The 12316-nt window shown below is 62.3% G+C and carries 14 protein-coding genes and 1 tRNA gene; 7 read left to right on the top strand and 8 right to left on the bottom strand.

The features are described 5' to 3' along the window. Positions 1-15 precede the first annotated feature (15 nt). On the bottom strand, positions 16-1269 hold the full coding sequence (purD, locus tag KRX51_RS08145; RefSeq protein WP_218362651.1) for a phosphoribosylamine--glycine ligase: 1254 nt from the start codon (positions 1267-1269) through the stop codon (positions 16-18). A 53-nt stretch (positions 1270-1322) separates the two neighbouring features. On the opposite strand from purD, the gene KRX51_RS08150 reads away from it, so the two are divergent. Further along, positions 1323-1739, top strand: a complete 417-nt coding sequence (locus tag KRX51_RS08150) for an HIT family protein (protein ID WP_218362652.1) — start codon at positions 1323-1325, stop codon at positions 1737-1739. A gap of 3 nt (positions 1740-1742) precedes the next feature. Next, positions 1743-2501, top strand: coding sequence for an esterase/lipase family protein (locus KRX51_RS08155; protein WP_370625075.1), 759 nt, complete (start codon positions 1743-1745; stop codon positions 2499-2501). On the opposite strand, the gene KRX51_RS08160 is transcribed toward KRX51_RS08155, so the two are convergent. The 4 genes from KRX51_RS08160 to KRX51_RS08175 form a co-directional block, all read right to left on the bottom strand. Continuing rightward, positions 2498-4222, bottom strand: a complete 1725-nt coding sequence (locus KRX51_RS08160) for a pyruvate dehydrogenase (RefSeq protein ID WP_218362653.1) — start codon at positions 4220-4222, stop codon at positions 2498-2500. The two genes, KRX51_RS08155 and KRX51_RS08160, sit on opposite strands and share 4 nt — an antisense overlap. Positions 4223-4367: 145 nt before the next feature. Further along, the gene (locus KRX51_RS08165) at positions 4368-5174 is read right to left on the bottom strand and encodes a PaaI family thioesterase (RefSeq protein ID WP_218362654.1); all 807 of its coding nucleotides are present in this window, start codon (positions 5172-5174) and stop codon (positions 4368-4370) included. Positions 5175-5204: 30 nt separating this feature from the next. Next, a complete protein-coding gene (locus KRX51_RS08170) occupies positions 5205-5657 on the bottom strand; it encodes a hypothetical protein (RefSeq protein WP_218362655.1) in 453 nt (150 codons plus the stop codon). A 25-nt stretch (positions 5658-5682) separates the two neighbouring features. Continuing rightward, a tRNA-Thr gene (locus KRX51_RS08175) sits at positions 5683-5758 on the bottom strand. Between the two features lie 40 nt (positions 5759-5798). On the opposite strand from KRX51_RS08175, the gene KRX51_RS08180 reads away from it, so the two are divergent. From KRX51_RS08180 to KRX51_RS08195, 4 genes are read left to right on the top strand one after another with little or no spacing between them, the layout of a single operon-like run. Beyond that, positions 5799-7220, top strand: coding sequence for a threonine/serine exporter ThrE family protein (locus tag KRX51_RS08180; RefSeq protein ID WP_255549571.1), 1422 nt, complete (start codon positions 5799-5801; stop codon positions 7218-7220). Between the two features lie 35 nt (positions 7221-7255). Continuing rightward, the gene (locus KRX51_RS08185) at positions 7256-7645 is read left to right on the top strand and encodes a hypothetical protein (RefSeq protein WP_218362657.1); all 390 of its coding nucleotides are present in this window, start codon (positions 7256-7258) and stop codon (positions 7643-7645) included. Positions 7646-7647: 2 nt separating this feature from the next. Then, a complete protein-coding gene (locus tag KRX51_RS08190; protein ID WP_218362658.1) occupies positions 7648-9042 on the top strand; it encodes a trehalose-6-phosphate synthase in 1395 nt (464 codons plus the stop codon). Further along, positions 9039-9473 carry a hypothetical protein gene (locus KRX51_RS08195; protein WP_218362659.1) on the top strand — a complete coding sequence of 145 codons (435 nt, stop codon included), beginning with the start codon at positions 9039-9041 and terminating at the stop codon, positions 9471-9473. The genes KRX51_RS08190 and KRX51_RS08195 overlap by 4 nt, the downstream gene beginning before the upstream one ends. Here KRX51_RS08195 and KRX51_RS08200 read toward each other — a convergent pair. Together KRX51_RS08200 and KRX51_RS08205 are read right to left on the bottom strand one after the other, a co-directional pair. Next, complete coding sequence (locus tag KRX51_RS08200; RefSeq protein ID WP_218362660.1) at positions 9412-9912, bottom strand: DUF4442 domain-containing protein; 501 nt, start codon at positions 9910-9912, stop codon at positions 9412-9414. The genes KRX51_RS08195 and KRX51_RS08200 overlap by 62 nt on opposite strands. 9 nt (positions 9913-9921) lie before the next feature. Beyond that, on the bottom strand, positions 9922-10458 hold the full coding sequence (locus KRX51_RS08205) for a flavin reductase family protein (protein ID WP_218362661.1): 537 nt from the start codon (positions 10456-10458) through the stop codon (positions 9922-9924). A 35-nt stretch (positions 10459-10493) separates the two neighbouring features. Between KRX51_RS08205 and otsB the strand changes: the two genes are divergently transcribed. Then, positions 10494-11246: a trehalose-phosphatase gene (gene otsB, locus KRX51_RS08210; RefSeq protein WP_218362662.1), complete on the top strand. Its 753-nt coding sequence runs from the start codon at positions 10494-10496 to the stop codon at positions 11244-11246. Here otsB and KRX51_RS08215 read toward each other — a convergent pair. After that, positions 11215-12252, bottom strand: a complete 1038-nt coding sequence (locus KRX51_RS08215; protein WP_218362861.1) for a LacI family DNA-binding transcriptional regulator — start codon at positions 12250-12252, stop codon at positions 11215-11217. The two genes, otsB and KRX51_RS08215, sit on opposite strands and share 32 nt — an antisense overlap. Between the last annotated feature and the right edge of the window lie 64 nt (positions 12253-12316).

The raw sequence follows: 12316 nt of genomic DNA on the forward strand, positions 1-12316 counted from the left end.
TCAGGACGATACACCCTAGATAGTGATGCGTCCTTCCACTGCGGGCAGGGCAATATCGCGGCGGGCATGGGAGCCTGGCAGCGAAATGGTGTCCAGGGTTTCATAGGCCCGTTCCCGAGCCTGTTCAAGGGTCTGACCTGTGGCAACGACGTTGAGTACGCGGCCTCCGGCGGAGACCACATCCCCTTCGTCATTGCGGGCAGTGCCAGCATGCAAAATGCCATCAGCTTCACGGCCCGGCTCGGCACCCCCAATGGGGTCACCGGTGCGGGTACTGGCCGGGTAACCATGCGCGGCAAGCACCACAGTCAATGCATAACCATCGCGCCACTGCAGCGGCGGGAGCTGGTCAAGGCTGCCGGTGGCTGTGGCGTAGAGGGCGTCGGCAAGCGGGGACTCCAGAAGGGCGAGCACCGCCTGCGTTTCGGGATCACCGAAGCGGCAGTTGAATTCGACCACGGCGGGCCCTTCAGCACCCCAGGCCAGGCCGGCGTAGAGCAGACCGGAGAACGGGCAGCCACGGCGGGCCATTTCGCGGGCCACGGGGATGCAGACCTCGTCAACAATCTGTTGGGTGGCGCCTTCGGGCAGCCATTCAAGTGGCGTGTAGGCACCCATACCGCCGGTATTGGGGCCGGTATCTCCTTCGCCGACGCGCTTATGGTCCTGGGCGGGCAGCAGTGGCACGACAGTGGTGCCATCGACCAGGCAGAACAGGGACACTTCGGGGCCGTCGAGGAAGGACTCGAGCAGCACTGGGTTGCCGGATTCGATGACCTCCCGGCCATGCTCAAAAGCGGCGGCGCGGTCATCGGTGACCACCACGCCCTTACCGGCAGCCAGGCCATCGTCCTTGACCACGTAGTTGGGGCCGAAATTATCGAGTGCAGAGTCGAGCTCGGCGACGGTGTGCACTGCCTGGGCTTGGGCGGTGCGCACCCCGGCAGCGGCCATGACGTCTTTCGCGAATGCTTTGGACCCTTCGATGCGGGCGGCTTCGCGGCCGGGGCCGAAAACTGGGTAGTCGGCGGCGCGTAGGGCGTCGGCGACGCCTTCGACGAGTGGCACTTCGGGGCCGATGACGACGAGGTCGGGGTTGAGCTCTTTGGCTAGCGTGACGACGGCGTCAGCGTCGGCGGGGTCGATGGAATGCAGATCAGCCAGGGCCGTCATCCCGGCATTGCCGGGGGCGACGTGGAGCTGGTGTCCCTGCATTGCGTTGAGGAGGGCGTGCTCGCGGGCACCGGAACCAAGAACAAGGATGCGCATATTTGCGATTCTAACTGCCAGCGCAATAACTGCAGTCCCGCTATCTTTGAGACATGGCAACCGTATTCACGAAAATCATCGAGGGCGAGCTGCCCGGACGTTTCGTCTACCGTGACGACACTGTCGCCGCATTCCTCACCATCGAACCGATCGCGTACGGTCACGTGCTCGTCGTTCCGGTGCAGGAAGTGGACCGTTGGACCGATGCCCCGCCCCAGCTGTGGGCCCGCATGAATGAGGTCGCGCAGATGATTGGGCGCGCTGTGATTGATGCCTTCGACGCACCGCGGGCTGGCTACCTCATTGCAGGTTTTGAAGTCCCCCATGCGCATATCCACATTTTCCCGGCGCACGATATGTCCGGCTATGACCTGTCGAATGTGCTGCGCAACCCGGACGAGGCCAAAATGGATGCCGCCGCAGAGGCACTGCGTGCCGAACTGGGCACCGGCGCTGACGGGCGCTCCTAGGCCGTGGCGAATACTGCGCCCCTTGCCACCTACGTCACCCGGAGGGGAATTTTCGAGGACAACTGGCTGGCCAAGGTCACTGAGGAGCGCCCCTACCCGGTGATCTTGTTGCATGGCACCGGGCATTCGAAGAGTGTGTGGGCCGGCCTTGGCGAGATGCTGCGCGAGGATGGGTGGGCTGTTTTCGCGCCCGATTATGGTTTCCGGGCCACGAACCCGCTGGCGCAATCTCTTGATGAGTTGCGTGCCTATATCCATGCCGTGCTGTGGTCAACAGGCGGGGAGCGCGCAATTCTGGTGGGGCACAGTCAAGGCGGGCTGCTATCGACACTGCTGTCTTTTAGCTCCACGGAGCAGATTCGGCATGTGGTGTGTTTAGCGGCACCGAATCACGGCACCCCGCTGGGTGGGCGTGCTTCTGCTCTGCTCAAGGTGCCCGGCGCGGAAGGTTTATTGCAGAGTTTGGTGCACAGTTATTGGGGCCAGTCCGCGCTGGACCAGATTACCGGCTCTGAGCTGGTGGATTCGGTCGCGGATCGGGACGTGCTCGCCCCTGGGGTGACCTACACCTGCATCGCTTCGCGCACCGATCAGCTGATTAAGCCATCATCGTCGTGTTTCCTTGACGACGGTGGCGTGGGCACGGTGGAGAACATCATGCTCCAGGACCGGCACCCGCGTGCGGTCGTGCTTCACGAAGACGTCGCGACCGACGAGCGTGTGCTCGTCATTGTTCGCGACGCCTTGCGTGAAGTGGACTAGGGCCGGGGAATATTGCGCAGATTCGACTTGGCCAGTTGAATCATCTCGCCCACCCCACCGGACATGACAGTGCGTGCCGACGCCTTGGCGAAACCGCGCAGCTGTTCAAAGTCGATCTCTGGCGGCATTGACATGGCATTGGGGTCGGTGACGATATCGACTAGCACCGGACCATTGGTGGACAGTGCGTCGGCAAGCTGCTCTTTGAGCCGCTTCGGGTCCTCAATGCGCACCCCACGGATACCGCAGCCTTCGGCGATATTGGCGTAATTGACCGGCTCGTGGTCGGTCTGGAAATCGGGGTCGCCGGCGGCGAGCATCTCCAGCTTGACCATGCCCAGTGAGGAATTGTTGAACACCACGATGACCACCGGCAGGTTGTGCCGACGCACGGTGAGCAGCTCCCCCATCAGCATGGCCAGGCCACCATCACCGGATAAGGAAATGACCTGGCGGGTGCGGTCAGTGCAGCTGGCCCCAATGGCATGCGGCAAAGCATTCGACATGGTGCCGTGGCGCCAGGAACCCAGCACGCGGCGGCGCCCATTGGGGGTGATGTAGCGGGCGGCCCACACGTTATTCATGCCGGTATCGGAGGTGAATACCGCGTCATCGGCAGCGAGCTTATCCAGCTCGCGGGCGGCGAACTCGGGGTGAATCGGTGTGTGGTTTTCCACCCCGGTGGTGTAGGCCTCGACGACTTTCTCCAGCTCGCGGGCGTGATTTTTCAGCTGCTTATGCAGGAATTCGGAATCCTTGGCATCCACCAGCGGCAGTAGTCGCCGGATAACTTCCGCCGAATCTCCTGCTACCGGGTAGCGCACGGTGGTGCGGCGACCAATATTTTCCGGCTTGGCGTCAATCTGGGCGACGTTATCGTGCGGCAGGAAACTCTCGTACGGGAAGTCGGTGCCGATCATGATGGTCAGGTCGGCATCATCAAGCGCGTCCTGGCAGCCGCCGTAGCCCAGCAGGCCGGACATGCCAACATCAAAGGGATTGTCGTACTGGATGTGCTCCTTGCCGCCAAGGGCGTGGCCGACGGGGGCCTGGATTTTCTCCGCCAGCTGCAGGGTCTCGGCCCGGGAAGCGCCGGCACCAGCGAAAATGGTGACCGTGGTTGCCTCATTAATCGCGTGGGCAAGTGCCTGGACCTCGTCGTCGGATGGCACTCCAGCAGGGCGGGTTGCAGTGATCGCGGACTGCAGAACCGGCGAGTCGGCAGCCTTGGACTCGGCGATATCACCGGGCAGCACCAGCACTGAAGCACCAGCACCAGCGACGGTCGACTGGATGGCGTTGTGCAAAATCTTCGCCCCCTGCGCCGGGGAATTGACCATCTCGCAGTAGCCGGAGCATTCCGCGAACAGCTGCTCGGGGTGGGTTTCCTGGAAGAAGTTGGTGCCGATCTGCTCCGACGGGATATGCGAAGCCAACACCAGAAGTTTTGCGCCATTGCGGTGGGCGTCGTAGACGCCTTGGAGCAAGTTCAGGTTGCCGGGGCCGCAGGAACCTGCGCACACGGCGAGTTCCCCAGTCATGAGTGATTCCGCGCCAGCAGCGAAGGCAGCGGAGGACTCGTGGTGGACGTGCACCCACTCGATGTCATCATTGCAGCGCACTGCGTCAACGACAGGGTTGAGACTGTCTCCGACGAGGCCGTAGATGCGGCGCACGCCATTGGCGACGAGGGTGTCGATGAGTTGTTCTGAGACGTTCATGCATGGCCTTTCGGCTAGCGGGTGGGGGCAGGGGCCGCCGGTATTGACAGCCCGCTTCCCCAATTGAACGCGGTTTTCCTCGTATTCGCCACGCCCGGTGGATCGGAACGAATTACCCCTTACCGATGACTGTCAGCACCTCGGTCTAGTACTGCGCCAAGGAGGCCCGCGCGGCATCTACCTCATCAAGCAGCGGAACTGACTCCGGGGTGCGCTTGCCGTTAATCGCATCCATGACCTCAGGGGGCATACCAGCGGCGATGAAGTCCTCGTCAGCACCGGGCACACCTTGCAGCCACGCCACAGCGCGGGCACGAGGATCGATACAACGACGTGCCACACGTTCGTGCTCGGTGAGCCGCTCAAGCTCATCACGCCAGCCCAGACGGGCCATGGTGCGCGCCGCGGCAATGAGGTTCTCCCCCGCCACGCGGTTGACCAGGTTCGGGTTCGGTGGCGGCTTCATGCCGCCGCGACGGCGCACATACAGGTCCTGGTGACCAATGCCGACCAGCCCACCGCCGGCATCGCGCACCACAGAGGTGTACTGGACGACCGTGGAGTAACCACCAGCGAGATCAGCATGGATCTGGTCGATCAATTCGTCGGACACTTCGACTTCAAGGTAGGTGCCGCGACGGCCCGGGCGGATGAACTCGAAGGAACCGGTGCGCGTCCAGGCCTCATATTCTGAGCCAAGCCGCTGCATCACCAAGGTGCCGAAAAGCACATCGGTCATAGAGAACAGGGTGCCCCCGAACGCCACGCCGTGCATATTGGCGTTGAGCCGGTTAACTCGCAGCTCGAGCCGACCACCAGACCAGTCACTGGCAATATCGGTGATCCTGATGCCGGCAGCAGCCAGCGGCGGCCAGGCGTTAAGAAATTGACGCAGCATCCCCGGAGTTACCCGGTCAGCGAAGCGTCCGACAATCCGTTCCCGTAAAGACATATGTAAAAATGTAGCGTTTTGTCGCGCGAATTATCCGAACTTGGCTTCATCCCATAGCCACACGAAAGTGCCATCATCGGCTTCGCACCGTAGCCGGGCCGTGCCGCGCTGGGTGCATTCCGGCCGGTCGGCGGCAACGTCGGCAAGCACATCCTCATCGGGGTTATGGCCCCTGACCAAAGACCGCATGTAGTCCGAGGCGGTATCGCAGCTTCCGTCGCCTTCGACACCAATATGCGAAACACCGTAACCATTACCGATCTCGCACACATGAATCGTGCGGGTCTCCACAACAGTGGTGGAACCGGCTTCAAGCATTGTGGGCGCCGTCGACTCGCTTGTCGTGGCAGCAGCAAGCACATTGGCGGGCTCATTTTCGCTAGCCACCTTGGCGAATAACGCCCCGATGAGCAGCGCAGCAGCGATTGCTAAGACGCTGAAAACGATAACCAACGTGCGATTGGTGTTGCTACGTTCCGGCATGAGGGCCTCCTGACCTATGCTCACGTGGAGCCGGAGATGGGACTCGAACCCACAACCATCCGCTTACAAGGCGGGCGCGCTGCCAATTGCGCCACTCCGGCACTGCGCAACATCGTACAAGGAAGTCGAAAGGTGATGCCGATGGGCTTACGAAAATGGCTTCGGGGGCCGACCGCGACCGTGGACTTGGTCCGCTCCGCGAGCGCCCCGTTGCCGCTGGCACCGATTGATTATAAGGACCCCAACCAGGTCAGTGACGTGTTGGAGTTGGCGGCACGAATCGGTGGCCAGTTGCTGGCGTGCGGCACCGGAAATAATGACACGGTGGTGCAACTGCGGGCGGTTACCGCCGCCTTCGGCCTGACCCGAGTGCAGGTGGATATCACCCTGACTTCTGTCACGGTCTTCCACCTCATCGGTGAGCGGCGCGTCCCGGTGACCGCACTGCGCGTGGTGGAGTCCACCACGGTGGATATGGAAAAACTCGCCCGGGTGGATCGCCTGGTGCGCGATATTCGTGGCGGTTTCATCACGCTTGACGACGCTCTGTGCGTCATGACCGATATCGAAGAGGCACCGCCGCGCTACCGGATGCGCGTGGTCTACCTGGCGTGGGCGACGATGGCCGCGTCTGTCTCGCTGCTATTCGGCTCAAATATGCTTGTGGCGATATCGAGTTTCTTCGCCACCCTCGCCATTGTCACCGCGATTGGTGCCTTGGCCCTGCGCAGTCTGCCAGCATTCTTCCTCAATGCGACGGGTGGTTTTATTGCCACCACCTTCGCTGCCCTGTGCTACCAGATTGGTTTGCAGTTCGACTACGCACTGCCGCCCTCGCGCATTATTGCCTCTGGCATCATCGTGATGCTGGCGGGCCTGACGCTGGTGCAGGCATTGCAGGACGGCATCACCGGCGCCCCGGTGACTGGTTCTGCGCGGTTCTTCGACACGATGCTGCTCACTGGCGGCATCATCGTCGGCGTGGCAATGGGCTTTGAGCTGCTCAACCTGCTCAATGTGCACTTGCCGATTGTCGATGCCGCTCCCCCGATTGGTTTCGCCCAGTCGACGGTGAAGGTCTTTGCTGGCACCGCAGCGGCGGTGGCTTTTGCCATGGCCTCCCAGGCGAACCTGAAGGGCCTTATTGTCACCGGCCTGACTGCCCTGCTGGGGTCGATGTTGAACTACTACCTGCTGATCCCGATGGGTGTGGGCCCCATTGCCGCTGCTGGTATCGCAGCGACTGCGGTGGGTTTGGCTGGCGGTTTGCTTTCGCGTCGCTACGCGGTGCCGCCATTGGTGACCGCTATTGCTGGTATCACTCCGATGTTGCCGGGCATGTCTATCTACCGTGGCCTCTACGGCATGCTGCATGAGCAGAATGTGGTGGGCTTTACCGCCTTATTCGCGGCCTTGGCGGCGGCGTCAGCTTTGGCCGCTGGCCTGGTACTTGGTGAGTGGATGGCCCGCCGGTTGCGGCGTCCCCGGATGGTGCACCGGGCCGGCAATATTATGCGCCCCCGGATTCGCCGGATGCGGCGTAAACCGCCGCTGGTAGAATAGGTCACTTACAACGCCGCTCATCAAAAGGAGAATCCGTGCCGCCGAAGGTTACCGACACCCGCACTGCGCAGAACGAGGCTCTCGTCAAGGTCGAGGAACGCACGGCAGCGGACGCGCGAAAGATCGTTGCGTCGCTTTCGGACGATTTTTTCGATTGCGTGCAGCTGATGTGCATGCTGGGCATCGAGCCAGATGGCCTGAAGTTCAAGAAGGTCGAGAAGGAGTACCTGGAGGAGCAGGAAGCCGCGCGCACCCGCTCTAGCTCCAAGACCGGCCCGAAGAAGAGGGCTTCGAAGAAGGCGGCTAAGAAATCCGCCAAGAAGAGCGCTAAGAAGTCCGCGAAAAAGGCCACGAAGAAGACCGCCAAGAAGTCCGCGAAAAAGGCGACGAAGAAGGCGGCTAAAAAGACCACTAAGAAGGCTTAGTAGTGGCTGACCTGGTTGTTGTCAGTAACCGGCTGCCGGTTGCGCCTGTTGTCGATGGCGATGAGGTGCGCTGGGAGTCCAGCCCGGGTGGTCTTGTTACTGCACTGACCCCTGTGCTGTTGGCCCAGGACGGCGCCTGGGTGGGGTGGCCTGGCACGCAGGGCGATATCACTGCCCCCGAAGAGCTCACCACCGACGAAGGCCTGCACCTATTCCCGGTGGAGCTATCCGCCCAGGAATACGAGCAGTTCTATGAGGGGTTTTCCAACGCCACCCTGTGGCCGTTGCTGCATGGTCTTATTGTCACCCCGAAGTATGACGGGGATTGGTGGGAGTCCTACCGCGAAGTTAATGACCGTTTCGCCCGCGCTGCGGTGGAGCATGCCGATGAGGGTGCGACGATTTGGGTGCAGGATTATCAGCTGATGCTGGTGCCGGGCATCGTGCGCCAGTTGCGTCCCGACGTCAAGATCGGCTTTTTCCTGCATATCCCGTTCCCGGCGGCGGAGATTTTCCGCCAGTTGCCGTGGCGCGAAGAGATCGTGCGCGGCCTTTTGGGTGCTGACCTGGTGGGTTTCCAGCTTGAGGAGTGCGCCCAGAATTTCTTGGAATTGTGCGCCAATATTGGTGGCCGCGGTTCTTCGCATACGGGCCTGCCGGATGAGCTGCAGGTCGACGGCAACCAGGTGACCGCCACTGATGGTCGGCGCGTGCACGTGGGCGGGTACCCGATCTCGATTGATTCCGGCAGCGTTATTGCGCAGGCCCTCAATTCTGATGCTGCGGGGGTCCGCGCGGCTGTGGGCAACCCGAAGCATTTGCTGCTCGGCGTGGATCGCCTGGACTACACCAAGGGCATCCTGCAGCGCCTGGAGCTTTTTGAGGGACTGCTCGACAGCGGCGCCCTGGAGCCTGAGGACGCTGTTTTGGTGCAGGTAGCTACTCCCTCGCGTGAGCGCGTCGAGGATTACCGACGGCTGCGCGCTGAGGTGGAACAAGCCGTGGGCCGGATCAATGGCCGCTATGGCCGGTTGGGCCACCCGGTGATCCATTACATTCACCGCCCGGTGCCGTTTGCCCGCCTGCTGGATTTATATTCCGCCGCCGACGTCATGCTGGTCACCGCGCTGCGCGATGGCATGAACCTGGTGTGCAAGGAGTACTTGGCCTGCCATCCCGATGGTTCTGGTGCGCTGGTGCTGTCTGAGTTCACCGGTGCTGCGGTGGAGCTTTCCGACGCTTTCCTGTGCAACCCGCATGATCAGGAGTCAATGAAGCGGGCGGTGATGAGTGCCCTGTCCGGTTCTCAGGAGCGGATGTCGAAACTCCACGCCCAGGTACGTGACCATGATGTGAAGCTATGGGCCTCGAATTTCCTGGGGGATCTGGAATCGTGAAGCGTCTCGCCGCGATTGGGTGCGCATTAGTGCTGGTGGGTTGTAGCAGCACCAGTGATCTGCTGGCCGACACCTCCTGGCAGATCACGCATGTCTATGACGACCCGGGCTTGCCGACGGCGCCGGCTAAGCCGACCGCTCCCCCAACGCTGGTACTAGGACGTACCTCATATACCGGCAGCTCGCAGTGCGGCCAGTGGCGCGGCGAATTGACGTGGGTGGATGACACCACCGCCGATTTTGAGAAACCCGACATCCTGCGCACCACGGACTGCACTGACGATGAGCGGGTATTCGACCAGCGCCTACGTCGGCAAGTTCGTGGCCCGCTGCGGCTGGAAGTCAAAGACGACGCGCTGCGCGGTTATGTCATTGGGAAGACCCCTGCGGGCCAGGCTCCTGGGGGTTTTGCGGCCGTGCCTTCGGCTTAAGCCGCACATAGAGCTGGCGGCGTACCCGGGCGATGACAGTGCCGGACTCGTCGGTGATCTCCGTGCTGAACCACTTGCGGTAGGCCTGCCCGGCGGCGGTGTTGGCTTTAATATCAGCCAGGTCCGCGTCGGTGAATTCAATAACCGCCGTTACGGTGCCACGCCCCCTGGCCAGGAATTCAATCTCGGCTGCGCTGTCGACCACCACATAGTCGTGGCCGAGCCGGATGAGGCCCAGCAGCGTGTAGAACGGGTCCGTCATGGACTGCATGGTGCCGCCGAAAATGATGCCCAGGGCGTTGGTATTCCAGGGGCGCTGGCGGTGCTGTACGACAAGCCGGGAGCCGTCTTCGGCGCATTCGGTTACTCGCACTCCGGCGCCGAGGTACGGCGGCCATAGCCACATATATCGGCGCAGTCGCGCTGGTGTCATTCGCATGGGGAAAGTTTACAAAGATGGGCGCTGATCCGACATAGCGGCGCGGTCCGCATCGTGCCCGGGGTCGTCGAGGCGCGTATAGGAACCACGGTGATACACCAGGGGTTTTGTGCCTTCATCCTGCCGGTGGCCGATATCGCACACCCGGCCGATCACAATATGGTGGTCGCCGCCGTCATGGACTTGGTGAACCTCGCAGTCGATCCAGATCGCGCTGCCCACCAATGCCGGGTTACCCAGCGGAGAGTCCTCCCAGGTGCCCACGGCGAACTTATCGCGCGCGGAGTGACCGAAGGTTTCGGAGATGTGCTGCTGCTCAGCGGTGAGCACATTGACCGTAAAAGTGCCGTTTTCTTCAATAAATGGCCATGTCCGCGAGGTGCGCATCACTGTGAAAAGAACCAACGGCGGATTGAGGCTAAGCGAGGTAAAAGATTGGCAGGCAAAACCGTAGGGCCCTTTGGTGGTGACGACAGTAATGCCGGTAGCGAATTCGCCGAGTGCTCGTCGGATTGACCACTCATCTAGGTCGCGCAAAGGTTCCATATGCGCCGACCTTAGTCGTAGGTAGTGTCGATGGCGTGAAGATCGACTCCAGTGATGCCATTGCCCAACTCTGCCGCGCCAGTCAGCTGCTGGTAGCCGTCGACTACGACGGCACCTTGGCTGATTTTTCCGATGACCCGATGGCGGCCACCCCCCGCCCCGGTAATGCTGAGGCACTGCAAGGATTGGCTGCTTTGCCCGACACCGATGTTGTGGTCGTTTCCGGCCGCCGGATGCAGGACCTGCGCCAGCTCGCCGACTTCGGCCCCAGTGTGGGGCTGGTGGGCAGCCACGGTGCGGAAACTGACCAAGGCGTGGATATCGACGGCGCGCAGACGGATTTGCTCTCCGCGATTGATATTCGGGTCAATGAGCTCATTGCGGACACCCCGGGCGCGTGGGTTGAGAAAAAGCCTGCCTCCCGGGTGGTGCACGTGCGCCAGGTGCACGGTGCGGTGCAGCGCACGAAGATTCTGGACCTCGTGCGCGCCCATATGCACCCCGTCCCGGGCCTGTACCTCACCGACGGCAAAGACGTCCTGGAGATCTCGGTGGTGCAGATAACGAAGGGTTCCTGGCTCAAGGAGGCCCGCACCGACCAGCAGACGGTGCTGTTTATCGGTGATGATGTCACCGACGAGTCAGCCATGGAGGTGCTCACCGGCACCGATGTGGGCGTCAAAGTGGGCCCGGGAGACACCGCGGCGAACTGCCGGCTGGCTGATACCGCAGCGGTCACGGAGTTTTTACGAGACCTCAAGGACGCTCGCGAGCAGGCGCGACAGTAGCTCCGGGGAACAATTCGGTGGGCAGGATCACCCGCTGGTTGGATTCGTTGAACAGCACCTGCCCAGCGGCGCGGCCTTTTTCGCGGTTGGGCTGAATGATGGTGGTCAGCCCGGCGCGCAAGGCTAACTCAATGCCGTCGAAGCCAGTGACGGAGAGGTCTTCTGGCACCCGGATATTGTGCGCGCTGGCGTAGCGCAGCACAGCCAGGGCCTGGGTGTCGGTGGTGCACACCACGGCAGTCAGGTCCGGGTTATTGCCGAGCAGCTCGGCGGCGGCTTCATCATTGGCGGTGCGGGTATTGAGGTGCCTGCCGACGATGGGCACGTCGGTGATACCAGCGTCGGCAAGCGCTTCGAGGGCGCCTTCAATGCGGAACCGCTGGACGTGGTGGTGCGCGTCGGCGAGATCGGCAGGCCGCACGGGGCCGTCGTGCTGGGTGCGGGATAGCCGCACCGAGAGGATGCCGATACGGCGGTGGCCTAGGTCAGTAAGGCGGCGCACGGCCGGCTGGATGGCGGCGTGGTCATCAATGCCGACGAAAGGCAGGTGGGTGCGCCCGGTGGGTTGGTCGCAGATGACGGTGGGCAGGCCGCGGCGGGCGACGATATCGAGGAATGGGTCATCGTCGGCGACGGAGTAGACGATCATGCCGTCGACGGCGGCGCCACGGATAAGGTCCTCCCCGGCCTTTCCTGCACCTGAGCTGGCCGGGATGATCATCAGTGAGGATTCCCGCACGCCGCATTCTTCGGCCAGCCCGGCGAGGAATTCGACACTGGCGGGGTCGTCGAAGGCGAAGGACAGTTCCTCTGTCAGCAGTACGCCAACGGCTCCGGCGCGGCGGGTGCGCAAGTGTCGGGCCATGGGGTCTGGGCCGGGGTAGCCCTGCCGGTGGGCGACGGCGAGGATATGTTCGCGCAGTTTTGGGGAGAGCTGTTCGGGCCGGTTGTAGGCGTTGGATACCGTGGTGCGCGATACGCCGACTTCAGCAGCGATGGAGGCCATGGTTCCTCGGCGGCGCGGCGTTGCGGTCACGGCACCAAATTTACACAACACCTGCTATTGGGAA

Origin of the sequence: Corynebacterium sp. TAE3-ERU12 (assembly GCF_019209905.1) — a bacterium.
Lineage (GTDB): Bacteria > Actinomycetota > Actinomycetes > Mycobacteriales > Mycobacteriaceae > Corynebacterium.